This is a genomic window from Rhodopirellula sp. UH5 (assembly GCF_056839225.1).
Genome location: NZ_CM166390.1, coordinates 5,131,648 through 5,157,232 on the forward strand (window position 1 = coordinate 5,131,648; position 25,585 = coordinate 5,157,232).

The window sequence follows — 25,585 nt, forward strand, 5'->3', positions numbered from 1 at the left end:
AGCGACTGGGTGCTGGAGCCATTCGGAAAACGCGCAGGTTGAACACCACCGCGCGTCATGCAGCCCTGTACTAGTCCTTTCTGACGAACCGTCGCAAGACCGACGATTCACGTTGCGTCAATTTGTAGGTTGCCGCTACAAGGAAGCCACCCACCGATCCGGACCCGCACCTCGACACACGTCACCGAAAAAGGATTTTTCAAATGGCGTCTTCCAATGGACTGTCTCTGCAAGAAATCGCCGACTTGGTCGGCGGTCAATTGCTCGACTTCAGCGATTGCACCCAAAACGATTCCGATTCGTCGCAGGATGCCGCGCGGGGGAAATCCCCCAGCGATGAAACCTCCGCCATGATTTGCACAGGTGCGGCTCCTCCAGTCGAAGCGGGCTCCCAAGAAATCACGCTGATTGATCAAGCCAACCACGTCGGACAACTGTCGAACAGCGACGCTTTCGCGGTCATTGCCCCCGAATACGTGGCCGCGTCTCCCATTCGGCTGCAAATTTTGGTGGACGATCCTCACGCAGCCTTCACCCAAGTGGTCAGCCACTTTCGTCCTGCCCTTGGCAACTCGATGCCGGTCAGCGGAATTGACCCGACTGCCAAGATTGACTCGAGCAGCGACGTGCATCCTTCGGCGGTCATCGGTGCCGACGTAGAAATTGGTCCCGGTTGCTACATTGCACCGGGTGTCACCATCGCAGCAGGATGCCAGGTCGGTGCCCATTGCACTCTGCATCCCAACGTGACGCTCTACGCCTACAGCCAACTCGGCGAACGTGTCACCTTGCATGCTGGCACCGTCGTGGGCGCACATGGCTTTGGATACAAGATGGTCGATGGACGCCATGTGCCCACCGCGCAGCTCGGGTATGTCGTGATCGAAAGTGATGTGGAAGTGGGAGCCAGTTCGACCATCGATCGCGGCACCTATGGCGCCACTCGAATCGGTGAGGGCACCAAGATCGACAATCAAGTCATGATCGCTCACAACTGCCAAATCGGTCGTCACAATTTATTGTGCAGCCAAGTCGGAATCGCAGGAAGCTGCACGACGGGCGACTACGTTGTCTTGGCCGGACAAGTCGGATTGAAAGATCACATCGCGTTGGCAGATGGCGTGATCGTGGGTGCTCAAGCCGGTGTGATGGATGACCTGGCGCCCAACCAAGTTTACTTGGGTTCACCCGCCACCCCCCAACGCGATCAGATGCAGATCATGGCCGTCCAACGCAAGCTGCCAGAAATGCGTCGCGATCTCAAACGCTTGACACAGCAGCTCAACCGGTTGTCCGCCGCTGCTGAAAATCAGCCAACAGACGCTGGCCATCGAAAAGCTGCCTGAGCGATTTTCGGTTCCCGCAACCTTGCGACTGCCATGAGCCTTGCGCCCGTTATGAGAAATGTTTCCCCCGACCCAACCGCGGTTCACGATGCCGGCGGCACGGATCTTTGTGGCCCCGTCGATCGCAATGTGCCCGAGGGAGCACCCGTTGGTTTGATTGCGGGCTGGGGGCGTTTTCCGATTTGCGTGGCGGAAAAACTGAAAGCCCTGGGGCATCCGGTTCACTGTGTTGCCATCACGGGACACGCCAGCGAAGAACTCAATGACCTCTGCGACAGCGTGATGTGGTCAGGCGTCGGGCGTTTTGGTGGTCATCTTCGATACTTCAAACGCAACGAAGTCAGCCACGTGACAATGGCAGGCAAACTGTTCAAGTCGGACCTGCTTTACAGTGGTTCGGTTTGGATTCGACACACACCGGACTGGACGTGCATCAAAACCTTCTGGCCTTGTTTGTTCGGTGCACGCCGAGACGCACGCGATGACCGACTGCTCGGCGCGGTCATCGACACTTATGAGAATCACACCATGAAAATTTGCTCCGCCACGGACTTGGCTCCCGAACTGCTCGCGAAAACGGGGCGGCTGACACGGCGAAAACCCTCGCCGGCAATTCAGTCTGACATTGCCGCTGGCTGGCAAATTGCCAAGACCATGGGCGGGCTGGATATCGGCCAAGCCATCACGATCAAGGATGGGACCATCATCGCCGTCGAAGCAATCGAAGGCACGGACGCCTGCATCGCACGCACCGGCGAGTTGTGCCGCCGTGGTGGTTGGACACTGGTCAAAGTCAGCAAACCAGAACAAGACATGCGGTTCGACGTGCCGACCGTTGGACCTCAAACCATCCAACGCGTCCACGAAGCGGGCGGAGCAGCGATCGCGATCGAAGCCGACAAAACCATTCTGCTGGACAGCGAAACAACCATCGCACTGGCGGACCGTCTGGGGATTGCTTTGGTGGCGATGAAGTCAGCTGATACGGTGGGAAACCAACTGCCATCTTCTCGAAAAGCAGCCTGAACACGTGACTGAATCTCGCTGGTATCACACGTCGCCGCCCGCCAAGCTCAACCTTTTTCTGGAACTGTTGGCGCGTCGCGAAGACGGTTTCCATGAACTGGATACCGTGATGATCGCGATCGATTGGCGAGACGAACTTCGCCTTCGCCGCACCACTCAACCTGGCGTCCGGCTGTCGGTTGATTGGATTCCAAACCGCGCAGCCGTCGCCAATGAGTTGCAGGTCAGTGAAGACGACGAACTCTTGTTCATTCCAACGGATGGCAAAAACTTGGTCGTCCGCGCTCTGAATCGCCTGAGCGAAACCCTTGGTCTGGAGGGCGGCTGGGAAGTCCAGCTGAACAAAAACATTCCCAGTGGTGCGGGAATGGGAGGAGCCAGCAGCGATGCCGCCTCGGCGCTGCAATTGGGATGGGAAGCAGCCTGCGAAACCCATCCGGAAATGCCAGCCAGTTCCAAGCGAGAGCTGCTTTTGCCCCTGGCCGCCGAAATCGGCAGCGATGTTCCCTTTTTCTTAGGGGGGGCCAGTTTGCTCGGGGCTCCAAAGTCAACTGAAGGCATCCAATGTGCCCGTGCAACGGGTCGCGGTGAGAAACTGGAGTTCTTCCCATTAGCCAATCCGCTGCACGCAGTCGTCCTTTACCCAGCGGCAAGTGTATCAACTGCAAAGGTTTATTCTCGGTGCACCGTCCCTGATTCACCCCATTCCAGCGATGATTTGGTGCTCGCATTGCAAGGAATGTCCGCCGAAACCACGTTTTCATTGCATAACACCTTGGAAGCGCCCGCACGCGGGCTTTCATCGCGCATCGATCCCGCCCTAGAATGTCTGTCGAAGGCTGGACTGACACATTGCCACATGACGGGCAGCGGTTCGGCTTGCTTCGCTTTGGCTGACTCGTCGCAACAAGCAGCACTCGCTGCGAAAACGCTGCGTTCGACTTTTCCAGGCGGCGCATTGATCCGACCGGTTATGAGTTGTGTGGTGCCGTCGGAGATCCACATCGCATAAGGGGACGTCGTGGAAATTACCGAGATTCGCATCAAGCTGATGGAAGGTTCGGAGGACCGTCTGCGGGCGTTTTGCTCGATCACCATTGATCAGTCGTTTGTCGTTCGTGATCTGAAAATCATCGACGGAACGAGCGGCCCCTTCGTTGCGATGCCCAGTCGCAAGCTGACGGGGCACTGTGGGCGCTGCAGTTCCAAGAATCACCTGCGCGCAGCCTACTGCAATCACTGCGGCGCCAAACTGAGCGGCCACAACGCCAATTCGCCTCAAAAGCTGTATGCGGACGTCGCACACCCGATCAACAGCGAATGCCGCGAAATGATTCAGCGGGCAGTGATCGAAGAATTCGAAGCAGAACTGGATCGATCGCAACAGCCTGGGTACCGGAGTCGTTATGAAGACGATTTCGATGCTGGCGACTACGACGAAGCGGACTACACGAGTTCCTCGACAGACGAATCCAAATCAGACTCCAACACCGAACCGGTCACCAAACCCGTGGCGGAGGATGATTCTGAAACCTTGATCGTTCGGGGCGAACAGGGCGACGAGCAACGCATCCCACAACCTCACCTGCATCGTCGCGGCGGTGGGTCTCGCGGTTCGACCATCACAAACTCTCCCAACCGCGATGCTGGAGGGGCCCAACCAGATCGCTCCTCGCAAGCGAGTTCGGAACCGTTCGACAATTTTGGGTCTGGCATTTTCGATGGCTGAAGCTGATTTCGTCTCCCAACCCGAACCAAGAACGGCTGCATCTCATTCGCCTCGCCCACAGGTCAGCATCGCGGTGTCGTTGCTTTTGGTCCTGATCAGTGCGTTGTTCCTGGCGGGTTTGTTCTATGCCTCGCGAGTTCCCAGCGTTCAAACGGACGTCGCGATTTGGGTTGGTGCTCAACCGCCCGAGGACGAATCCGGCAGCCTCTCGCAAGTCATGTTCATCATGTTCACTTTCACCTCGCCACTCATGATCGCAATCACGCTGTCGTTCGTGATGTCCGTCTGGAACAAGATCACAAGAACGTGAGTCGATCTCGAAAAGGCTCGAAGAAAGCCAGCCGCAAATCGCAGGCATCCTCCAAACTTTCCGCCAATCGCAAGCCCGTGGCGCTGACGGCGGAACAAGTCTCCTCCGCGATCGACCCGATTGAATTACCAGACGCTGAACTGGAGCACCTGGCAGCGGCGATGAGCCAACGTCATGCGAATGTGATGCGGGTTCGTCGAGACCGCGCTCCAACATTTCGCCTGCAACCAAGCAGCAGCGGCTCCGATTCACGAACCGACGTGCCTTGGTATTCACTCGCTGTCGCGATCCCGGATGGCTTTCACGCCTCCCGTTCCATCGACTTTGCCGCGGGGGAATTCTATCTGCAGGACGCGGGGTCACTGCTCGCACTCGCGGCCGCGGAAGCTCACACGGGCTCACTTGCTGGGCAGCTGGTTTGCGATCTCTGTGCCGCCCCCGGAGGAAAGGCAACCGGATTGTTGGAAGCAATCGGAGACGATGGTTTCCTGCTCGCCAACGAACCGATTCGTTCGCGGATCGCACCGCTGGCGTACAACCTCTCACGAACCGGATCGGATCGTTACGCGATCAGCTGCGAAGACCCGGACGCCCTCGCGGAAAAACTGCCGGGCGTCTTCGACACCATTTTGATCGATGCACCTTGCAGTGGCCAAGCCTTGCTGTCACGTGGCCGGCAATCCAAGGGTGCCGTGAACGAGTCGATGGTCGCTACCAACGCGGCGCGTCAGCAAAGAATCCTGGCAGCGGCGCATCTGCTGCTGCGTCCGGGAGGCACCATCGTCTACAGCACGTGCACCTTCGCGGTGGCCGAGAACGAACACCAAGTGGACTGGATGACCCGTGAACTGGGAATGCAGCCGTCACCAGTCGCTGCCTTGTGTGACTACCAAAGCTCGCTCACGGAATGCGGCTACCGAGTGTGGCCGCATCGCGACGGTTGCGCCGGCGCCTTCGCAGCGCGCGTGAAGAAACCGGGCGATGTTGACGCCTCCGAAGACTCGGTCGAGTTCGTCGAGGATCCCTGGCTGCTTCGCCGAGGCGTTCTCCAATCCGAGCAACCGCTCGATCCCGCTTGCGATGAAGTGCTTCAATCGGTCTTGGGAGCTTTTCCGGAAAACAGCACCGACAAGGATTCAGGGCTGTTGCGACAACGAGACTGGATCGCCGAAGCGTTCTGCAAGGGTGCACCCGAGTGGGTCAAACAAGCCTGGACCATTGGCCCCGAAGTGGCGTACCGAACCGGTCAAACCTGGAAACCGTCTCACGCTTGTGCTCTGCGACACGTCGACGACGAGTTCGCAAAGGGGGCGGGACGAATCGACTTGGATGACGCCCAAGCGGCGACCTACTTGTCGGGAGGCACGATTCCGACGGACCGCCGTGGATGGCAGATTGTGCAGCATCTCGGTCGCCCACTGGGTTGGGTCAAAGCCGACGGGCGCATCGGCAAGAATCATCTGCCAACGCACGCTCGTATGCAGGTGTCACCCACAAACGGCTGAGGCAGTCGGCTGCGGCGATGGTGGGCGACGCTCAGGACGTTGAGCTTTTCGCGGAGTACATCTCGGCGTACTCGATCGCCCACGCGTCGATCAATTGGCTGAACTCTTCCGGTTCCGCGTCCGCAACTTTGGCGTAGTGCGTGCGATTGAAGAGTTCACGGTTCATCACCGTGCCTTTGCCTTTCAGGTCCAGCACTCGCAAGTCGCTGTAGGGCCGAATGACCAGTTCCAAGCGGCTGTACAGGTTCGTGCGACGTCCAGCATCGAGTCGCAAATCGTCGCGGTAACACGCCGCTCCCCACCCCTCTTCGCCGAAGACCGATTCGTAGCGAAACCCGGGAAAGTGATCTGCGACGCGGCGCACAGCCGCTTCAATTTGTTCTGACAGAGACAAGCGATACGACGTGTGAAGCCGCTTCAGGTCCTCCTCTGACATCTCCTTCTTCCGTTCCTGCGAAGCTTCATGCTCCGCACGACGGCGTCCGCGAGCGATGGCCGATTCCAATCGAGACTGAAAATCGTCGCTCATTCGTCGTTCTCAGGAGCGGATGGTGAGGCGGGGGCTTCCGTTGCAGGTGCCTCTGCTTTCGGAGCGGCCGGCGGATCCGTCTGAGGTGTTTCAGCTGGTTTCACTTCCGCTGGCTTCTCAGCGACTGGTTTCTCCGCAGCAGGCGGTTTGGCAGCCGGTTTCTTGTCCGCAGGAGGAGTCGTTTGACCTTTTTCCTTGCTGAACATTTGCATCAGATCGCCGAAGGATCGCATGGGCTCATCGCCTTTGGCCATCGCATCGCTGATCTGTGGCTTTTCAGGGTCTTTGCCGATGACTTCGTAGACTTCCGGTTTCTTCGGTCCGCGACCGCGTCCGCCTCTGCCTGCGTCGCGTCCACCGGGACGACCGCCTGGCTTGCCACCGCGTCCGCCCTGAGCACCACGGCCTTGGCCTTGGCCACCACGAGCTTGCCCGCCACGGTGACCACCTTGGCCTGATCCGCCGGACTGCCCGCCTCGACCGCGTGGTGCCGACTCAGATCGCTGACCTTGTCCGCCGCCCTGTCCGCTCGCTTGGCCACCCGTCTGAGCGCCTTGGGCACCGCGTTGTCCACGACCACCTTGGCCGCCTTGACCACGTGCACCAGGTCCGCGACCGCGTCCACCGCGATCGTTCTGGCGACGGGCTTCCAAAGCCGCTTCGCGTTCCGGCGAGATCGCACTCAAAGCAACCCGGCGACGCTTGGCATCGGTTCCGGTCACCCAAGCGGTGATGACGTCACCAACCTGAACAGCTTCGTGCAAATCCTCGACGAAACTGTCGGAGATGCGGCTCACATGAATCAACCCGCTGCAGTCCGGTGACAATTCAATGAACACACCAAATGGCATCACGCCGACGACCACACCGATGACTTGGTCACCTGGTTTGAGCTCGGCGAGCGATGGCATCGCCGTCATCACGGCAGGTGACTCACCTTCGGAGGCACCTTCACCAAAGGGATCGCACAACCAGCGAACCAGTTGGTGCGAACGACGCTTTCCGATTTGCCATTCTTTGATCAGTTTGTCGACGGCGGCCCGTTCGGGCATTGGGCGACGCACGGGTTCCGGCGCGGCGGGTGCCTCCGATTTGGTTTCGGTGGCACCTTCTGTGGTCTCGCCATCGCTCGGGGCAGCTTCTGAATCACTTGAATCAGCGGCAGCTTCCGGTGCGGGCGATTCTTCTGAAGCAGGCGTTTCGGCTTCCTCGGCACTGGCTTCCTCTGCACTGGCTTCCGCGGCAGGCTCTTCGCTGGCCGTGTCGTCGGCTGCAGGCGTCTGGGCAGCGGGTGCATCGGAAGATTCCGTCGCGGATTCGGCTGACAGCTCCGCGGTGGTTTCACTGGCCGCAGCATCTGGCTCAGCGTTTTCGGAGGCAGCCGATTCTTCCTTGGCGGCGACTTCTTCACCGGCAGCAGTCTCTTCGCTGGCCGTTGGTTCGCTGGCCGTTTCCACCGGGGCTTCGGCGCTGGTGACCACAACGGGTTCGCTGTAATCGGGCAACTCGTAGGCTGGCGGCCGATCTGGAGGCAGTTCGATGTTCAGGGCCGTCGCGAGTTTTTTCGCGAGCGGGTAGTCATCGGGATGAATCAATGTGCCATCAAGCGTTTCTTCGCTGGCGAAGACTCGCAGGAATGGCATTGCTTGGCGAGAGTTGACAACGGAAGGCCACTCAATCGCGGTCGCCAGCTCTTCGCGGGAAGCAATCAGCTTCTCTCGGCGACGCTCATCAATGGCTTGGGAGATTTCCGACGTGATGCCTGGCAGACGCTGCATCCAAGTCGTTGCGGTCGAGTTGACGTCGACGCCGCCACGGGCTGCGCCGCTGACCATCACGTCTTCCAGCGCCGACAGGACGGCGTCGTCCGACAATTCACGTTGGAACGAACCAAGTCGCAGTTTCAACGGGTCAACTTTGACAAGTGCCTGAGCGGGTTGCATGGCCGAGAATGCGATCCAAGCCGCTGCACGGAAGCGACGCGGCGTCGATTTCATCTCTTGATCGCCTGCAGGGCCACCCGCGTAGGCGTCTGCACCACTGCGATCAGCGAGCGTCCAACGCACCGATTTGTCAGCCGATTGCTTGATCAGTTCGCCAACCGCGATCATGCAAGCCCGGCGGGCAGGACCGTTGCTGATCACGATCAAATCGACGTGATGAGCATGGATCAGCTCGCCCATCTTGGTCACGGCCAGTGTTCGCATCGCGGCGGACAGCTGACACGGGATGTCCTCGCTGTGCAGCAATCGACCGTCCGAAGAAACGATCGAGGTGGCAGCGGTACGAGGCCCAACGGCATCGATCGACATCACCACTTTGGCTTCGACGCCCCCGCGATTGATTTGCGAGTGCAAGTTGTCAGCGGCGATGGCGACCAATCGTGAAGAAGCCTGCTCTTGCAGTTCATCCCACCACGCGGCTTCTGCAGCGTCGCGAATGATCGCTTCGTTTTCGAGCACCAACCCGGACAAGCGATCCGCCAAGGGGCGGTTGAAGCCAGCGGCGGTCTTTTGCAGTTCCGCAACCAGTTTTGCGGCGTCGTAATCAAATGCACACTGAGCGACCTGGCTTCGCAGAGCCCGGCCCAGCATGACCAATTGGAAAGAGCTCAGCTTGTTGGCAGGCATGCTTTTGCCGGCCAACGGCTTGAGCGTGCTGACCAACCAGCGACGGCGACGCTGCCGCGGGGAGATTTTCTTGGACTTCTTGGGCTTCGCTTTCGCGGGCGCTGCCTTGGCTGCAGGAGCCGTCTTGGTCACCGACTCAGCGGGTTTGTCCGTTCCGGCGGGCGTTTCCGAATCAGCGGACGCTTCAGGGCCAGCGGGTTCGGTCTGTTCTGCAGCGGTGGCATCCGCAGTGGATGCATCCGCAGTGGATGCATCCGCAGCAACAGGTTCTGTGGTGGCAGTCGCTTCGGTTTCGGTGGAGTCCGAATCCGCAGCGGGTTGCTCGCTAGCAGGTGCCTCTGCGGTTTCCGCCGTCGGAGCTTCTTCGCTGCTGGCTTCGGCTGCGCTGGCTTCGACTGTGCTGCTCGCGTCGGGTGCTGCGTCCTCGGAGGCCGCGGCCTCGGGGGCAGTTGCTTCGGCGGCTGGTGTTTCGGCCTCAGGAGCAGTTTCAGCGGTCTCAGCCGGGGCTTCTGCAGTCGGTTCCGCGGCAGCGGCTTCTGGCTGTGCTTCCGCAGCGGCGTCTGATTTCTGATTCTTGGGCTGCGAATCCGATGAATCGGCTTCGGATTGAATGTGAGGATCGTGAACTTCCATCACGCGAATTTTCGCGTTGCGTGAAAGCCAGCGAACCGCGGCGCCCATGATGCGTGGATCGCCGATCAATCGCTTGGCGATGGTCGCATCCAATTTTGCCAACACACCGTCGACATCCGCTGGGGTGCTGTCCGGCGTCGCGGGGGCTTCTTCTTCCGCCGTGGCTGCTGTCGCGACCGGCTCGGCGGCCAAGGATTCCGCCAGGCTCTTCAGGTCTTCGCCGTCGCCTTTTTGCGGGTTCAGAGCACGAACCGCCAAACGCTGCGCAAGCCCCGCCGATTCGCTGGATTCTAGTTTGACGCGGCGACTCAGGCGATCGAGCAGTCTTTTTGACTGAGCATTTCCGACCGCTCGGCCGATCGCTGGATCGACCAAGGGGGTCTGCTGCCAAGCGGCTTGCAGATCCGCTCGGTACTCGTCCAGCACTTTCTGGGTTCGCACGGCATGGGCGAGGTTCCAAAGACTGGCCTCGTCGATGTCACCGAGCTCGTCACGGCGATACCGCGAAAGGAAAGGAGGCGTGTAACCTTGCTCAATCAGTGGCAGGGCCAGGCGTAAACTCGAGACCTCGCATCGCCCGCGTTGGGCGATTGCGTCCAGATCAACAGTCATCGGATGTCGGTCGCTTTGCTAGCATCGTGGGACGATTCGAATGCGCGCGTGGCAAATCTCTCTTACGAGTGATGAGCCATCGGTCAAGACAATGCGGCGATCGAATCGAAAGAAACGGTTGAGATTGAGTCGTAAGCGTCATTCACCATCGCAGATGAAGCCACATCGAGGCGGGTCGAAACACCACCACCAAGTCAGCGTCGCGAGGACCTTCGGTGAACAGCCACGAACGGAGGCTTGGAACCAAGGCGGGAGAATAGCGCTGTAGGGCCGAACTGTCAACCTTCTCAGATCCGCGACACATACTGGCCGCTCAAGCGGCGAACAAACCGTTTCATCTCCAGAATGCTCACGATCGCATTGACCCGAGACGCGGGTAGCCCACTGCGGAGCGTCACCTCGTCGATCGCCGTGCCCGAGGTGCCCACCGCGAACAGGACCTGCCGCTCGACCTCGTTGAGCGTCATCTCACGCCCATCTCGGACTGCCTCCCCCCCATCGGCCGCTGTGGCTCGAGAGACATTCCCGCTCAGTGGTCCGAGCAGCTCCAGCACGTCGTCAGCGTGCTGAACCAGCGTTGCACCATCTCGAATCAGGTGATGACACCCCTGCGAAGCCCGGCTGTTGACCTGCCCAGGCAGGGATCCGACCGACCGGCCCAGCTCCGATGCCAAGCGAGCGGTGATCAGGGATCCGCTTCGCATGGGAGCCTCGATGACCAACGTCGCTTGCCCCAACGCAGCGATGATTCGATTGCGTTGCGGGAACATTCCACCGCGCGGCTGGGCCATCGGGGCGTACTCGCTGATCACCGCTCCACGCTGAGAAATTTCGTCCGCCAGCGGTGCATTTTCGGCAGGATAAATTTTTCCGAGCCCACCGCCGAGCACCGCAATCGTTCGGCCCTCCGCCTCCAGTGCCGCCCGGTGAGCCGCCGTGTCGATGCCCCGCGCCAGCCCGCTGACGATCGTCACCCCAGCCCGCGCCAGGTCCATCGCGATGCGACGCGTTTGCTGCAACCCGTAAGCCGTTGCGTGCCGCGTCCCGACGATCGCAACCGAGACCGTGTCCCGCGGCAAAATCGAGCCGCGGCTAAAAATCAACGGCGGAGCGTCGTCGAGTTCTTCCAGGGCAGCCGGATACGACGCCTGCCCCCGACGCAGAATGTTGACATCCTTGGCCGCACACCAAGCGAACACGTCCTCGATATCGACGTGATCATCCGCTGTGTCGATCACGTGAGCCATCTTGGGCCCCACACCATGAACCGACGCCAACGAATTTCTGTCTGCATTCAGGATGGAACGAGCCGAGCCAAACGCATCCAACAAGGACGTCAACGTCCTTGGCCCCAATCCCGGAAGCAAGCACAACTGCACCAATTCACGAGTGGTGTCTTCCTTTTGAGTGTTGCCATCGCCAGATGCATGAGTGTCCGAGTCCATCGGCACGACACCCTCGTCGTCGCCTGGTTGATGTTCAGGAATCGATCGACCGTCGTTCATCGGATGGTCTCCATTGAATTGGTTCGCACGGGATCCTCTGCCGCGAAATTCATCCCACTCAATTTTCGTATGGGGGATTTCAACACGGGGAATCTCAACACGGGGACGCACCGCCCCAGAAGATCAGGCCGATAGAAAAGCGATCGCGGAGCCACTAGCATAGCAGTTCTTCTCAAACGGCTGCTTCGCTCCTTCTTCCTTCGCTCACCAATCACGGTCGACCAAATGTCATTTCGGGCCGCGTCTGACTTATGCCAGAACCTCTGCGATCACTTGGCAAAGGTCGTCTTGGGCAAAGACGAACTCGTCGATTTGTTAGTTGTCGCGTTGTTGGCCGGTGAACATGTTTTGCTGGAAGATGTTCCCGGTGTCGGGAAAACGTTGACGGCCAAAGCGCTCGCACGCAGCCTGGATGCCAAGTTCACTCGGCTTCAGTTCACGCCTGACTTGCTGCCCAGCGACATCACGGGCAGCATGATCTACCGCACCGACACCAGCCAATTTGAATTTGCACCGGGCCCCATTTTTGCCAACATCGTTTTGGCCGATGAAATCAACCGCGCCCCGCCACGCACCCAATCGGCTTTGCTAGAAGCGATGAGCGAGGGACAGGTCACCGTCGATGGCGTGACTCACGAATTGCCGAAACCGTTCATGGTGGTCGCAACCCAAAACCCATTTGAATACGAAGGCACTTACGCGTTGCCGGAAAGTCAGCTTGACCGTTTCTTGCTGCGGACCTCGATTGGTTACCCTTCTCGCAACGTGGAACGTGACATTCTGACGACTCACCAATCAGGTGAGCCCGTTGATGAACTTCAATCCATCGTGGGCGCCGCGGAAGTCAGCGAAGCACAAGCCTATGTCGGACAAGTCCGCATGGATGAATCGCTGGTGGACTATTTGCTGGACATTGTCGAGGCAACACGTCATCACGATGCATTCCAAGTGGGTGTCAGCACCCGAGGGCTGATCAGTTTTCATCGCGGTTGCCAAGCCATGGCGATCCGGCGTGGTCGCGACTATGTCACGCCGGACGACATCAAACAAATGGCAGTTCCGTCTCTCGCTCACCGCGTGTTGGCCGAAGGCATCTTCCAAGGCGGCAACCGATCGGTGGTCGAGCAGCAATTGGCGGATTTGATCGAACCCATCCCTGTGCCGGTTTAAACACGATGGTCCTGCAGCGACGCAACACCCGCAATCGTCTGACGCGGCTCGGTTGGCAATTCATGCTGATCGGCATGTTTGGGCTTCTGGGTGGGTCGCTCAACGGATTGAACTTGCTGATCGTTGTCGCGGCGATGACGCTGGCCGTGCTGCTTGCGCAATGGCGAGTCAGCCGATCCACCATCGAATCAGTTCGAGTCGATCGACGAGTCCCGCGGGAAGTGTTCGCTGGCAAACCCGCACGGATCCGGTACCAAGTCAGCAACCGCCATCGATTGATGCCGCTGTGGTTGATCTGTCTCAGTGATCAAATCATGCGAACGGGTGCCGACACGAACTCGACCGACTCAAGCAGCAACTCTTTGCCACCAACCACCACCGCTCGCTCGCTCCACACGGGTGTGGGCCTGCTGCTGCCTTCACAAGCAACCAGCGCTTACCTGGATGTCACTTTCGAGCATCGCGGGCGCTATCAGCTGGGGCGATGGCGAGTCTCAACGACCGCGCCGTTTGCTTTGTCAACCGCTTGGCGTGAGTCGACTGACGAAGAAGAGTTCGTCGATGTCTACCCGCGACTGCTGCCCCTGACTCGATCCTGGCGGCAGCTTCTGCCCACCAAGCTCGGCAACGTCTCCTCCTCGGCTCACCGGCAGGGGCATGCCGATGAAGTCTTCTTTGGGCTTCGCGAATATCGCCGGGGGGACAGTCGCAGGCACATTCACTGGCGAACCACCGCGAGAATCGGTGATCTTGTGGTCCGTCAATTTGAGCAGCAACGACGCTTGGATCTTTGCTTTTTGGTGGATGCCTATTGCCCCGTCTCGGCTGCCGAATCCGACGCCCCACATCAGAGTGTGGAGACCGCAATCAGTCTGGCCGCTTCGCTGGTGGTTCAGCTCTTCGGTGGCTCCGGCAGTCAAATCATGCTGAGTGTTGCCGGCCAACACAATGAAACCTGTGGCGGCGGTTTTTCTCGCGAAGCCCTCCGGCGGATGCTGCAAATCCTCGCTCGATTGCAGACCACCAACACGCCTGATTTAGACGCATCGTTGGGGCAAGTGGCCAAGGCGGTCAAGCATTTGCCCGATCTGGTCGTGCTCAGTCCCAGACCGCTGTCGGAAGTTCTCGCAGCCAATGACAGTCAGTCATCCCTTTTGCGGCAATGGCAGCAACGAGGGCGGTTGAACTGGGTCAATTTGTCCAGTCGTGACGCTGCAAGTTGGATCGCCGGAGGATCGTCTTCCCAATCACCTGCCGAGGCTCTTCATGAGTGATGCTTCGATCACCGACGATGACATGAGCGGCGCCGACGCGCTCAATCTGCGTGAACTGCAGGCGATCACCGAGACCACGCCTGATTCACCACTTCGGCTGCGAACCAAATTGGCCTTCGCCTTGGTCACGATGCTCAGTGGGTTGGTCATTGGCAGCAGCGGGCAAACAGAATCATTGCCGATCATCGTGGTGTTCTTCAGCGTGATTGGGTTCCTGTTTGTTGACTGGATGAAGCTGTTCGCGTTGCCCGCGGTGGTCGCTTATGCCGCCATGGCTATTGCCGCGATCTATTGTGTCTCGGGCTTCATGCAAGGCATACAAGTCGGCAACAAGATGGAAACCGTCGCGGAACTGCTGATCATCGCGCAGTCCATTTTGATGCTCCAGGAAAAGACCTCGCGACTGTTCGAGCAATTGATGGTTTTCGCGTTGCTGAACTGCGTCGTGGCAGCGGTCTTCAATGACGCGTTTGCCTACGCGATTTTCTTCGTTCCGTTGACGATCTGCAGCGGCATGGCGATCGCCTTGCTCGCCGCTGACAACTTGGTCGAGCAGGCTCAGTCACCGGATCAGCAAGCGAGTTCGCTGGCTCGAGGGTTGGAGGCAGACGCAGAAACAGACGCCTTCAATATCACCTGGAACAACTCCGCCGCGGTGGATTCCTTTGCTCGCGCGGGTGTGAGTTTGCCCTGGATGGTCGGAGTGATTTTGTTTCCAGCGGTGCTGCTGTTTGCCGCCATGTTCTTCTTTGGTCTTCCGCGTCGCGTGGACGCCAACCGAGGAAGCTCGCAAGGTGTCGCGATGGTTGGGTTCAGCGACACGTTGCACCTGAGCGACATCAGCCAAATGCAACAAAACTCTCAACGAGCATTGCGCGTTGACCTGATCGACCGCGAAACGAAAAAGCCCTATCCCGTTGTCAGCGACCTGTACTTACGCGGCGCTGTGCTGGAACAGTACTTGGCCGATGAAGCAACGAGCTGGCGAGCGACGTCGGTGTCCAAGTCGCCACCTCCACCACTGCCCCCAGAATTCGTTCCGAAACGAATCAGCGACTCCAATTTTTATGATCGTGTCAATGTTCGCATTGCTTGCGAATCGATGTCCACCGAATCGCTGTTTGCCATCGCTCCCTATCACTGGTCTCCCGGCAGTGACGACCTGATGGAACTCAGTGGCAAGTGGACGGTCGCGCGTCGCAATGCTTCGGGAGGGTCTGTCGCCACCGGTGCGTTGGGTCTGCCTTGGTACCCGCCGGTCAAGTATCACTTCGGAACCCACGCGTTTCGAAGTGGCGTTCAAAGCCGCTGGTTGGCGTACAAGACCCCAGTGCTCGATCGGTCCCTGGAAAATTCCCCTTCCCCCGCCGATCTGACCGCGAATGATCTGAATTACTTGGACCAATTGCTTGAGTACCCGCAAGTCCTGATCCCCACCGCAGAATCGCTGGCGAACAAGATCGTTGAAGACATGCCACCGAACAAACGCACCCCCGCGGGAATTGCGGACGCGTTTCAAAAGCATTTGTCGCTGAGCAGTGACTTCCGCTATTCGTTGCAGCCCAACCCATCGGCGATGGTCGGCGTCGATCCAATCGAGCAATTTTTGTCGACCGACCGACGTGGCCACTGCCAATTCTTTGCTTCGGCGTTGGTGATGATGCTGCGCAGCCAAAACATCCCCGCTCGCGTGGTCGTTGGTTATCACACCGATGAATTCAGCGAACTGGGGCAGTACTTCATCGTTCGCCAAAGCCACGCTCATGTCTGGGTGGAGGCCTTGATCGCTCGCGCCGACATCCCCATGGGGACATCGGTTTACGGGCAACCGGAGTCCGATTTTTACTGGTTGCGTTTGGACCCCACCCCAGGCGGCGGAGGCGTGGCAGGAGCCGAAGCGAGTAGCAACCAAATGCTCGATTTAGCACGGGATCTGTGGGACGACTATGTCATCGAAATGGATTCCAAGCGACAAGAGGCGGCCCTGATGTCGACACCAGGCTTGGCACCGATGACCGCTTCCTATCGATCATGGATCGATCGCACAAAGGAACTCGCCATGCGAATCAACTCGGGCGATGTCGAAGGCATTGGCGGTGGCAAACTGTTTTCTTGGCAAGGTGCCGTCGCCGCGATCGTGCTCACCATCCTGGCCATGGTTGGGCTGAAAATCCGCTTCCCACGATGGTTGCAGAGCAAACTTGGCAAGCATCGGCAAATCAAGGCCCCACGCCCCTCGATCCCTTTCTACGCTGAAGCACTCGACCTGCTTTCAAGTCTTGGTATCGAACGACGCCCGGGCCAAACCCCGGAAGAACTGACCCGGCAATTGGAAGCCACTGACGTGTCGCCGGGCCTGGATCCCACCCGCAGTCCCCAATCCGAAGCTCATTCGGACTCGGGTCAGCAGTCGTCCCAGCTTCATGCTCCTATGCGTCGATTGACCGACGCGTTCTACGCATTACGGTATGGGCAGATGCCGGCCGGAGATCCAGAAGCCTCCGGCCAAGTTTCCCGTGTTGACCCCAAAGTCTCCGCCGTGAATTCCAGATCGGCTGCCCCTGCACCCCAACCGGAGTCGTCGCTGTTGTCACGCCCTGACGTGGAAGACGCACTGAGTACCCTTCGCCAAATTGCAAAGCGTTCCACCCCATGATCATCACCATCGACGGTCCAGCCGGAGCAGGCAAGAGCAGCATCGCACGACGCGTCGCCAACGAACTTGGGTTCGAATTCCTCGATACCGGAGCGATGTATCGCGCCGTGACTTGGGGCGCCATGCAGCGTCAGATCGCGTGGGACGACGTGGACGCGTTGGTCGATTTCGCCGATGCCGTCTGTTTGGTTTGGCAGGACGACTGCATCTATCTCGACGACCAAGACATCTCCGAAGAAATCCGTTCGCCGCAGGTCACTCGTCATATTCGGCACTTGGCGGACCCGCCAAGGATTCGCGAGCGCATCACAGCGCAGCAGCGTCGCATCGCCACCGGGCGTGACATCGTGACGGAAGGTCGTGACCAAGGCACCGAAGTCTTTCCCGATGCCCATTGCAAGATCTTCTTGACTGCATCCCCGGAAGAACGCGCTCGTCGACGGCAGCAGCAACTCGCCCAAAGCGGCCAGGTGATGTCGGTGGAAGAAATTCTGACCGCGCAGAATCAACGCGATCTCGAGGATCGAATGCGACCCGTCGGAAGGTTGCGAGCCGCTGCCGACGCGATCGTTCTGCAAACCGATGGGATGACTCCCGACGAAGTCCGCCAAGAAGTCCTGCGGTTGGTTCGCAAATGCTTGGATGCCTCGGCGACCAATTCCACATCGGACGATCCAATCGCATGATCATGTCTGAGAGCGACCCAAGCGACGAAGCAAGCTCCCCGTCCTCGATCGCAGCGAAACTGGTCTCTCAACTGAATCAGTCGCAGCAACGTTTGATCCTGGCCGAAAGCTGCACCTGTGGCGCTGCTGCCGCCGCGATTGGAGGCGTTCCGGGTGCGTCCAACGTGTTCTGCGGTAGCGCGGTGACGTACCGAGAAACCACCAAACAAGCGTGGCTGGGAATCTCGGAAGCCGACCTGAAACAGCACACTGCCGAGAGCCAGGCGATCACCAACGCGATGGCGACCTCGGTCCTTCAACGCACCCCTGATGCAACCATGTCCGCGGCCATCACGGGACACCTCGGCCCCGACGCGCCGCCCGAAGTGGACGGCGTCGTCTTCATTGCTGTGCTGCGGCGTGGGGGCGAACTGGAACCGCGACGAATCGTGCTTCGCAGCTTCGCTCGCTTGGACCGACAAACCGAAGCCACCGCCGAATTGCTGGTCGCGATTCATCGGAGTTTGTAGAAATGCCGGCCCGAAACGCAGGGTGTCTTCCCTGGCGAGGTCGAAGAAGGTCCTTCGTGATCAGGATTTGATGGTTGCGGGATCGACCATTGGCGGTGGCGATGAAGTATGGTGGGTGCCCCTTCCCTGCCTCTCACCTACGAAGGATTCTCGCGATGCGATCCTTTCCCATTTTGTCACGCTGTTTTGAACGAGCCGGATTCCATTCGGCTTGGAGCCTGCGAAGCGCGGCCGCGACTGTCTGTTGGTTGGCTTTCGCCGTCAGTGGTTTCGCTGAGACGCCCAAGAACGTGTTGTTGATCTGCGTCGACGACTTGCGACCTGAGTTGGGGTGTTATGGAGCGGACTACATCTCGTCCCCCAACATCGATTCGCTGGCCGCCAAAGGCATTCAGTTCAATCATCACTTTGTGCAGGCTCCGACCTGCGGTGCCTCTCGGTTTGCGATGCTGACGGGTTGTTACGGTCCTTCGGGAAACCATGCTTTGTTTCAACGAGCCAAACAGCTGGCGAAGGATCCGAGTTCCGTCACCCCGTCGATGCCACGCTGGTTCCGCGATCACGGGTACACCAGCGTTTCCGTGGGGAAGGTCTCGCATCATCCCGGCGGTCGTGGCGGAGCGGACTGGAACAAAGAGGACGAGATTGAAATGCCAGGTGCTTGGGACCGGCACCGGATGCCAACCGGGCCTTGGCAGCATCCTCGCGGAGCCATGCACGGCTTGGCCGATGGCGAGATTCGAAAAGACGCCAGCCAAATGGATGTGTTCCAATCGGAAGGCGGTGAGGCGAAGTACCCTGATGATTTGATCCTGGAAACGTCGCTGGATGAGCTTGCCACGCTGGCCAAGGACGCCGCCGACAAGCCGTTCTTTTTGGCGGTCGGGTTCATTCGACCGCACCTGCCCTTTGGGGCTCCCGCCGAGCACATGGAACCCTACCGGCAGACCGTGTTGCCGAGGATCGAGCATCCCACCAAGCCATCTGGTCAAACGACTTGGCATCGATCCGGTGAGTTCATGCGATACAACCGCTGGGGCAAGGATCCGAACCAAGACGCCGAATTCGCGGAGGCCGTCCGGCGGCACTACGCCGCTTGTGTGTCCTACGCGGATGCGAACGTGGGCGAGGTGTTGAAGCAACTCGATGAACTGGGCCTGCGAGAGTCCACCGTCGTGGTCGTTTGGGGAGATCACGGTTGGCACTTGGGCGAACATGCGATTTGGGGCAAGCACGCTTTGTTCGAGGAATCGCTGCACTCGCCGCTGATCATTCACGATCCGTCGATGAAAAGCGCCAGCCAAACGGACGCGATCGTGGAGACGATCGATGTGTTTCCAACGCTGTGCGAGCTTGCAAATTTGCCGTCGCCGCCAAAGGTCGATGGCGAGTCGTTGGTGCCCGTGTTGAAAGACCCGGCATCACCGGAAGGCGAAGCGGTTTCGTATGCGAAGGCCACGACGATTCGCACGTCCACGCATCGTTTGGTCTCGCATCCAAAGGGTTTTCATGAGCTGTACGATCATGAAACGGACCCCGGCGAAACCAAAAACGTCGCCGACGAAAACCCTGAACTGGTTCAGCAGTTGCAACAACGTTTGAAAGAACGCTTGGCCAACCGTCAGCAGTTCTGAGCAGACAAAGTGGCATAGGCTTCCAGCCTGTGATTCCGACTCCCCAGGCTGGGAGCCTATGCCACACTCGACTATTGCCTGTTTGCTTCTTTGGTGTCTGCGCCGCCGACCTGTTTGAGGAAGTTAAACATTTGTTGCCTTTCCATTCGTGGGTCCAAACAGTCTTTCTCAAAGATTTTGCAGAAGTGCAACCGCCAGTCGTCATCGCTGTCTGGGGCACCGTCTGGAGATTCGTCAGCAATCCGCCAGTCCAACTCGGTGTGCGAGTTAATGCGAGTCTTCCCGCTCCCTGACACACTCATTTGCTCGACCACCTTTGGTAGCCATCGGCCATTCCGTTTTTCGTAAGACGTTCCAATGGTGGCAACCAGAGCTCCATTTTTCTTGAGGCGGTAATCTACCAAAGTGGGTAGCCAATCATTCTTTTTTGAAAAGGTTACCTTGCAAATGATTGGTATTCGCACACCGCCGTAAACATACGAGGCCGTTAGCGTTTCTCGGTCATCGGACCACTCCACATTCTCAATGAGATCTTTGTTGAGGAAGATACTTGTGAACCATTCTTTCGTACATCGGCCGGATAGCAAATTCGAATGTCGAGCGAAAGGTAGCACGAAAGGATGGAACCAAGCCCTGTGCGTTCGAGGAGGATCTGGCTCTTCACCGATGATGTATTTGGAAACCCCTAGTGGGGTTGATAGTGTGGCTTGGCGCACAAACAGGATGGCGGGTTTTTGATTAACACGTAGTCTGTGGTCCCACAGCGGGCGAGTGGTTGAAAGGCCTTTCTGAACAGGCACTTCACCGAAACCATGATAGGTCCATGAAGCTTTGTTATTGTCACCAGGTCCCAACGCGATGATTTCCGACATGTGTATGTCTTGCGGATCCTCACTGCGTTCTACAATCTGAGCTATTTGCGAGTCCATCCAGCAGGCGAAGTCCGCGGGGAAATCGTCCCAAGACTCCAGAAAGTGAACCGCGTGTTTTTGAGCCAAGCCTATGTCCGATGGCCGCTCGTCCGAACCAAGTATGCCAGTGGGTTGCGGAGGCTCGTCTGAAAAAGTGCTGTGACCGGAGAGAACTGCCATGGCGATGGCCGCAATGTTTACCCCAGTCCGCAGTCGTCGAAACGAAGCTTTCATCATTGTTCACCTTCGCCGCAGCAGCGGCCGTTGCAAGTCAGTGTTCAGTTCCGCGAGGCAAGGACCAAGTCGCTGCGTCTTTTGAACCTGGGGCATGTTGTATGAACTGCTCCGTCCTGCCTTTGAGGTGTAAATCCCCTGTGAATCAGTCTCGTGGGGTGAAGTCCCGGAGTCAAGAAAAACAACAGGATTGTGGGATGCAAAGTGGCATAGGCTTCCAGCCTGTGATTCCGACTCCACAGGCTAAGCAGGTCGGCAGGAGTCTTTCGGCATTTGAAATGTCTTGGCAAGCGTGGTTGCTTCCACGTCCAACCGGGGCTAACGCCCAAACGGCTCACATGGTTCTACCCGATCATTCCTGCCGACCTGCTTAGAAGCCTATGCCACCAACTTGGCGTACAGTTCGCGGTAGGCGTCGACCATGGCGTCGATGGTGAATTGGGAACGGACGCGAGACTGGTTGGCTTGTCCGGTTTGCGTTGCCAGATCTTCGTCGGCCAAGAAACGTTCCAGCGAATGAACCAGCGCCGTGTCATCGTTCAGCTCGAAGCCTTGGTTGGGATCGTGACCGATCAACTCTTGGCTGCCTTCGACGCGGCTGCTGACAACGGGTTTGCCTGCTGCCATGGCTTCCAGAATCACGTTGGGCATGCCTTCGTAACGGCTCGGCAAAACCACCACACGGCTGGCGGCGATCCAGCTGGCGATGTTGCTCTGCCATGTCAGCACGCGAACGCGGTCACCGGAGACTAGTTTGGCCCAGTTGGCCAGTTCGTTTTGTAGTGGGCCGTTGCCGATTAGCACCAACTTGCGATGGCTGCCTGCCGGAGCGAACCGCTCAACGGTGCGCTGCAGATGCTCCAAACCCTTTTGCGTGTGCAGTCGCCCGACGAACAGAACCACGGGACTGTCGGCGGGCCAACCCAGGTCGGTCCAGTCAATTGGATCGGCGGAAGCAAACGCATCGACGTCGACCGCGTTTGGGATCACCGATGTGCGATCCGGTAAGAGGTTCAGTTGTTGCTGCGCAAAGGTCTCGACCGCTCGGCTGACGCAGACCACGTGGTCCACTTTGCGAAGCGTTTGTCGTTCCACCGCCAGTCGCAATGGGTTCGGTTCGGCGACACGGATGCCGGCGACTCGTGGTTGTCGGGACGAGACGTTGAGCATGCCGAGCACGTTGGCGTGCCAGAGAAACGTTTGGACCAATGAACCAGGTCGACGTGCCAGCCAACGTCGCAACTGAATCGTCGCTGGCAGAAAACCGCGAGACGTTTGGACTCCGCCGCTGGTGACCTCGATGCCTTCGTCGTGCAACTGTTGCACGAGTCGGTCGTTGCCTTTGGGCAGAGAGTCCGCGGTGGGCAATTTGCCGAAGCTGAACAGCCGCACGTCATCGCCTCGATCGCGAAGACCGATGGCGAGCTGTGTGAGCGCTCGTTCGGCCCCGCCAAAGTTCATTTCGGTGATGATCAGGTCAATGTTCATGGTGCCAATCGCAAATCAGAGCCACTCACAATTCACAGCACCGGCCCGACTGTCCACGGCACAAATTCATGGTCGCCCAACCCAAGGCGTTCGCTGGCGGATTGTGTTCCGCTGGCAAACTGCAGCAGTTCTTCGAACAGTTGATCCGCGAGTTCGTCCATCGAGACACCCTCGAGCAACTGGCCGGCGTTCCAGTCCATGTCGTCTCGCATGGCGTGGAATAAAGTGGAGTGGCTGGCGATCTTGATCACGGGAACCGGTTTGCCGCCGAAGCAGCTTCCGCGGCCGGTGGTGAACAGCACCAAGTTGCAACCGCCGGCGACCTTGCCCGTGACGCTGGACGGATCAAAGCCCGGCGAGTCCATCACGTACAAACCTTGCTTGGGCACTGTGTCCGCGTAGTCCAGGACACCATCGAGGATCCCCGTTCCGGACTTGCTGACTGCCCCGAGTGATTTTTCGGTGATCGTGGTCAGCCCACCGGCTTTGTTGCCGATCGATGGGTTGTTGTCGATCTCGCCGCCGTACATCGCGACGTGCTGCTTCCACCAATCGACTTTGTCCATCAAACGCTGGGCCACCGTTTCGTCACGCGAACGGGCGACCAGCAAGTGTTCGGCGCCGATCAGTTCCGTGGTCTCGCTGAGCACCGCCGCGCCCCCGTGAGCGACCATGCGATCGGCGAGTGCACCGACCAACGGATTCGCAGTCCATCCCGAATGGCCATCGCTGCCGCCGCACTCCAGAGCGAGTCGAAGGTGGCGAGCCGGGACCGTGGTTCGCGAATTTTGGTTGGCGATCTCGAGCATCGTTTCGAGATGCTTTTCCGCACGATCGATCGTCGCTCGCGTGCCGCCTTCGGCTTGCATGGTCAGCATCGTCGTCGAGACCGATTCCGATTCGGGCGAGGTGACCGGCAGCGACCGGGGGTCGGAAATCGCGACCAATTGGTGATGTTCGCTCAGGTACTCGGGCGTCGTTTGTTCGCAGCCCAGTCCGATCGTCAGGCAGGATCCGACATTCGCGTGCCCCGCGTAGCCCTTGAGGACTCGGCCGAGCATTTGTTGTTTTTGGCCGGCGTAGCGAAGCGCGCAGCCGGTCGTGTGCGTTCCGATCGCGATTCCATCCACGTTAGGGAATTCCGCCAAGCGTTCGGGAGGAAACCGAGCCGCGACATGGTGGCAAACCGTCGCACTGCAATTCACGCGAGCCAGAATCTGAACGTAATTTCGCGTGCCGACTTGGCCGTCCGGCCGCACGAACCCTTGCCAAGTTTTTTCGGCGGGAACGGTTGGCTTTTTCGCGGGAGCGGATTTTGAGAAAGCGGTTCCGACCAGCGACCGCCAATCCGAGTCGACTTGATGGGCGTCGACCAAATTGTGCGAGTGCACATGTTCACCGACGCCGATGTCGCAGGAAGCTTTGCCGATCGGCTGGCCAAATTTGATCACCAATTCGCCGGCGGGAATCGTTTGGGCGGCGACTTTGTGTCCGGCGGGAACGGCGGACCCTGCGATACGGAGGTTGCCGATTGTTTCGCCTGCCACCAAGGCCCGCGCGGCCATCCAAACGTTGTCGCCATCGTGCAGTTGAACGACGCCATGGTCGGTTCCGTTGGGGGCAGCACCGTCCGGGCTGTTTTCGGATGGATCAGCGACCCCGGAGCCCTCCGCGTTGGCATTGGGATTCGGTGTCGAGGCGGATGGGTGGTCGGTGCCAGTCATCTATTGAGCGGTGGTGGTTGGAATTTTCCGAGCTGCTACCATTTTCACTTCCGGCAGTCTGACAGACCCCGGACTCGCTCGCCATCATGGCGAGGAGACGTACCTTCGCATTCCTTTCGCTTGCCAACTGGGCTGAACCCCCGATGAAAATTCACGAGTATCAAGGCAAACAGCTTTTCCGAACCGCCGGCGTGCCGGTTTTGGAAGGGCACATGGTGACAACGCCTGACGAAGCGGCTGCCGCATACGACAAACTGGGTGGCAAAATCGCGGTCGTCAAAGCTCAGATTCACGCGGGCGGGCGTGGCAAAGGCAATGTCATCGACAACCCGGACCAAAAGGGCGTCGTCCTGGTCAAATCGGCCGAAGAAGCCAAAGCGGCAGCCGAGGGATTGTTGGGCAACAAATTGGTCACCATTCAAACCGGGCCCGAAGGCCAAACGGTTTCCAAGGTCTTCGTCGAAGCCGGATGCGACATCGCTCGCGAATTGTACTTGGGCATCGTGGTCGACCGCGGCAGCAGCAAGCCCGTACTGATGGTCAGCACCGAAGGTGGTGTGGAGATCGAAACCGTCGCGGAAAAAACACCCGAACTGATTTTCAAAGAACACTTCGATCCCGCGATCGGGCTGGACGGTTTCCAGGTCCGCAAGCTTTGCAAAAAGCTCGGCATCGAAGGTGCTGCGGCCAAGAGTGCTTACAAATTCATGACCGCGATGTGCCGTTTCTTTGTCGATTTCGACTGCGAAATGGCTGAGATCAACCCCTTGGTGATCACCGGATCAGGCGAGATGGTGGCTTTGGACGCCAAGATCATCTTCGACGAGAACGCGATGTTCCGTCACAAAGACTTGGAAGAGCTGCGGGACCTCAGTGAAGAGGAAGAGTCCGAAATGCGAGCCAAGAAGGCTGGGCTCAGCTACGTCAAGCTCGATGGCAACATCGCTTGCTTGGTCAACGGAGCCGGCCTGGCGATGTCGACCATGGACATCATCAAGTACCACGGTGGCGAACCGGCCAACTTCTTGGACGTCGGTGGGGGAGCCAACGCGGCTCAGGTCACCGAAGCGTTCCGGATCCTGTTGTCGGACCCCAACTGCAAGGGTGTGTTGGTCAACATCTTCGGCGGGATCGCTCGTTGCACGACGATCGCGGACGCGTTGATCACGGCCAGCAAAGAAGTCGGGTTCAACGTGCCTTTGGTGGTGCGATTGGAAGGAACCGAAGTCGAGGAAGGCCGCAAAATGCTGGCAGAAAGCGATGTCGACATCATCAACGCGATGGATTTGACCGACGCGGCGAAAAAGATCGTCGCAGCGACTGCGTGACGCTTCGCGTCGAGCGACTCGCGATCGGCTTCCAGTCGGTCGCTTGATTTGTAAACAAGATTCAGGCATCGCCTGATCTCTTCCTTCCAAAACATCACCCTCGGCTGTTGGTGCGACGCCACCAGCCAAACGCGAAAAGCTATCAA

Annotated in this window: 19 protein-coding genes; 13 read left to right on the plus strand and 6 right to left on the minus strand. The window is 58.8% G+C overall.

Going from position 1 to position 25,585, the window contains the following annotated elements; translation table 11 throughout:
- Positions 1-203 precede the first annotated feature (203 nt).
- Genes lpxD through UH5x_RS18090 form a run of 6 tightly spaced genes read left to right on the plus strand, consistent with a single transcriptional unit; the run spans position 204 to position 5,916 of the window.
- Positions 204-1,346, plus strand: a complete 1,143-nt coding sequence (gene lpxD / locus UH5x_RS18065; RefSeq protein ID WP_047816615.1) for a UDP-3-O-(3-hydroxymyristoyl)glucosamine N-acyltransferase — start codon at positions 204-206, stop codon at positions 1,344-1,346.
- Positions 1,347-1,397: 51 nt separating this feature from the next.
- Positions 1,398-2,372 carry an LpxI family protein gene (locus UH5x_RS18070; RefSeq protein WP_482633241.1) on the plus strand — a complete coding sequence of 325 codons (975 nt, stop codon included), beginning with the start codon at positions 1,398-1,400 and terminating at the stop codon, positions 2,370-2,372.
- Between the two features lie 4 nt (positions 2,373-2,376).
- Entirely contained in the window at positions 2,377-3,384 is a 1,008-nt protein-coding gene (locus tag UH5x_RS18075; RefSeq protein ID WP_482633242.1) for a 4-(cytidine 5'-diphospho)-2-C-methyl-D-erythritol kinase, read from the plus strand.
- Between the two features lie 9 nt (positions 3,385-3,393).
- Positions 3,394-4,101, plus strand: a complete 708-nt coding sequence (locus tag UH5x_RS18080) for a septation protein SpoVG family protein (RefSeq protein WP_482633243.1) — start codon at positions 3,394-3,396, stop codon at positions 4,099-4,101.
- The gene (locus UH5x_RS18085) at positions 4,094-4,411 is read left to right on the plus strand and encodes a hypothetical protein (protein ID WP_482633244.1); all 318 of its coding nucleotides are present in this window, start codon (positions 4,094-4,096) and stop codon (positions 4,409-4,411) included. The genes UH5x_RS18080 and UH5x_RS18085 overlap by 8 nt, the downstream gene beginning before the upstream one ends.
- On the plus strand, positions 4,408-5,916 hold the full coding sequence (locus UH5x_RS18090; protein WP_482633245.1) for a methyltransferase RsmF C-terminal domain-like protein: 1,509 nt from the start codon (positions 4,408-4,410) through the stop codon (positions 5,914-5,916). The genes UH5x_RS18085 and UH5x_RS18090 overlap by 4 nt, the downstream gene beginning before the upstream one ends.
- A gap of 31 nt (positions 5,917-5,947) precedes the next feature.
- On the opposite strand, the gene UH5x_RS18095 is transcribed toward UH5x_RS18090, so the two are convergent.
- The 3 genes from UH5x_RS18095 to dprA all read right to left on the minus strand — a co-directional run bounded on the left by UH5x_RS18095 (position 5,948) and on the right by dprA (position 11,765).
- Positions 5,948-6,445, minus strand: a complete 498-nt coding sequence (locus UH5x_RS18095; RefSeq protein ID WP_047816620.1) for a hypothetical protein — start codon at positions 6,443-6,445, stop codon at positions 5,948-5,950.
- Positions 6,442-10,320, minus strand: a complete 3,879-nt coding sequence (locus tag UH5x_RS18100; protein ID WP_482633246.1) for a S1 RNA-binding domain-containing protein — start codon at positions 10,318-10,320, stop codon at positions 6,442-6,444. The genes UH5x_RS18095 and UH5x_RS18100 overlap by 4 nt, the downstream gene beginning before the upstream one ends.
- A gap of 287 nt (positions 10,321-10,607) precedes the next feature.
- Entirely contained in the window at positions 10,608-11,765 is a 1,158-nt protein-coding gene (gene dprA / locus UH5x_RS18105) for a DNA-processing protein DprA (RefSeq protein ID WP_236696618.1), read from the minus strand.
- A gap of 333 nt (positions 11,766-12,098) precedes the next feature.
- Here dprA and UH5x_RS18110 point away from each other — a divergent pair, with 333 nt between their 5' ends.
- The 6 genes from UH5x_RS18110 to UH5x_RS18135 all read left to right on the plus strand — a co-directional run bounded on the left by UH5x_RS18110 (position 12,099) and on the right by UH5x_RS18135 (position 19,754).
- The gene (locus tag UH5x_RS18110; protein ID WP_047816752.1) at positions 12,099-12,995 is read left to right on the plus strand and encodes an AAA family ATPase; all 897 of its coding nucleotides are present in this window, start codon (positions 12,099-12,101) and stop codon (positions 12,993-12,995) included.
- Between the two features lie 5 nt (positions 12,996-13,000).
- The gene (locus UH5x_RS18115; RefSeq protein WP_482633247.1) at positions 13,001-14,269 is read left to right on the plus strand and encodes a DUF58 domain-containing protein; all 1,269 of its coding nucleotides are present in this window, start codon (positions 13,001-13,003) and stop codon (positions 14,267-14,269) included.
- Positions 14,262-16,925 carry a transglutaminase TgpA family protein gene (locus tag UH5x_RS18120; RefSeq protein WP_482633248.1) on the plus strand — a complete coding sequence of 888 codons (2,664 nt, stop codon included), beginning with the start codon at positions 14,262-14,264 and terminating at the stop codon, positions 16,923-16,925. Before UH5x_RS18115 ends, UH5x_RS18120 begins: the two co-directional genes overlap by 8 nt.
- Positions 16,922-17,611, plus strand: coding sequence for a (d)CMP kinase (gene cmk / locus UH5x_RS18125; RefSeq protein WP_482633249.1), 690 nt, complete (start codon positions 16,922-16,924; stop codon positions 17,609-17,611). The genes UH5x_RS18120 and cmk overlap by 4 nt, the downstream gene beginning before the upstream one ends.
- Positions 17,612-17,613: 2 nt before the next feature.
- Positions 17,614-18,120 carry a CinA family protein gene (locus UH5x_RS18130; protein WP_482636017.1) on the plus strand — a complete coding sequence of 169 codons (507 nt, stop codon included), beginning with the start codon at positions 17,614-17,616 and terminating at the stop codon, positions 18,118-18,120.
- Positions 18,121-18,275: 155 nt separating this feature from the next.
- Complete coding sequence (locus UH5x_RS18135) at positions 18,276-19,754, plus strand: sulfatase (protein ID WP_482633250.1); 1,479 nt, start codon at positions 18,276-18,278, stop codon at positions 19,752-19,754.
- Positions 19,755-19,825: 71 nt separating this feature from the next.
- On the opposite strand, the gene UH5x_RS18140 is transcribed toward UH5x_RS18135, so the two are convergent.
- The 3 genes from UH5x_RS18140 to UH5x_RS18150 form a co-directional block, all read right to left on the minus strand.
- Positions 19,826-20,902, minus strand: coding sequence for a hypothetical protein (locus UH5x_RS18140; RefSeq protein WP_482633251.1), 1,077 nt, complete (start codon positions 20,900-20,902; stop codon positions 19,826-19,828).
- Positions 20,903-21,277: 375 nt separating this feature from the next.
- Complete coding sequence (locus tag UH5x_RS18145; RefSeq protein ID WP_482633252.1) at positions 21,278-22,387, minus strand: glycosyltransferase; 1,110 nt, start codon at positions 22,385-22,387, stop codon at positions 21,278-21,280.
- Between the two features lie 32 nt (positions 22,388-22,419).
- Positions 22,420-24,111 carry a UxaA family hydrolase gene (locus UH5x_RS18150; protein ID WP_482633253.1) on the minus strand — a complete coding sequence of 564 codons (1,692 nt, stop codon included), beginning with the start codon at positions 24,109-24,111 and terminating at the stop codon, positions 22,420-22,422.
- Between the two features lie 143 nt (positions 24,112-24,254).
- Here UH5x_RS18150 and sucC point away from each other — a divergent pair, with 143 nt between their 5' ends.
- Positions 24,255-25,439: an ADP-forming succinate--CoA ligase subunit beta gene (gene sucC / locus UH5x_RS18155; protein ID WP_047816628.1), complete on the plus strand. Its 1,185-nt coding sequence runs from the start codon at positions 24,255-24,257 to the stop codon at positions 25,437-25,439.
- Positions 25,440-25,585 lie beyond the last annotated feature (146 nt).

Coding starts and splice junctions, on each gene's coding strand:
- lpxD (WP_047816615.1), top strand. CDS start 204: ATGGCGTCTTCCAATGGACTGTCTCTGCAAGAAATCGCCGACTTGGTC.
- UH5x_RS18070 (WP_482633241.1), top strand. CDS start 1,398: ATGAGAAATGTTTCCCCCGACCCAACCGCGGTTCACGATGCCGGCGGC.
- UH5x_RS18085 (WP_482633244.1), top strand. CDS start 4,094: ATGGCTGAAGCTGATTTCGTCTCCCAACCCGAACCAAGAACGGCTGCA.
- UH5x_RS18095 (WP_047816620.1), bottom strand. CDS start 6,445: ATGAGCGACGATTTTCAGTCTCGATTGGAATCGGCCATCGCTCGCGGA.
- UH5x_RS18100 (WP_482633246.1), bottom strand. CDS start 10,320: ATGACTGTTGATCTGGACGCAATCGCCCAACGCGGGCGATGCGAGGTC.
- dprA (WP_236696618.1), bottom strand. CDS start 11,765: ATGGACTCGGACACTCATGCATCTGGCGATGGCAACACTCAAAAGGAA.
- UH5x_RS18115 (WP_482633247.1), top strand. CDS start 13,001: ATGGTCCTGCAGCGACGCAACACCCGCAATCGTCTGACGCGGCTCGGT.
- UH5x_RS18120 (WP_482633248.1), top strand. CDS start 14,262: ATGAGTGATGCTTCGATCACCGACGATGACATGAGCGGCGCCGACGCG.
- cmk (WP_482633249.1), top strand. CDS start 16,922: ATGATCATCACCATCGACGGTCCAGCCGGAGCAGGCAAGAGCAGCATC.
- UH5x_RS18130 (WP_482636017.1), top strand. CDS start 17,614: ATGTCTGAGAGCGACCCAAGCGACGAAGCAAGCTCCCCGTCCTCGATC.
- UH5x_RS18135 (WP_482633250.1), top strand. CDS start 18,276: ATGCGATCCTTTCCCATTTTGTCACGCTGTTTTGAACGAGCCGGATTC.
- UH5x_RS18140 (WP_482633251.1), bottom strand. CDS start 20,902: ATGATGAAAGCTTCGTTTCGACGACTGCGGACTGGGGTAAACATTGCG.
- UH5x_RS18145 (WP_482633252.1), bottom strand. CDS start 22,387: ATGAACATTGACCTGATCATCACCGAAATGAACTTTGGCGGGGCCGAA.
- UH5x_RS18150 (WP_482633253.1), bottom strand. CDS start 24,111: ATGACTGGCACCGACCACCCATCCGCCTCGACACCGAATCCCAATGCC.
- sucC (WP_047816628.1), top strand. CDS start 24,255: ATGAAAATTCACGAGTATCAAGGCAAACAGCTTTTCCGAACCGCCGGC.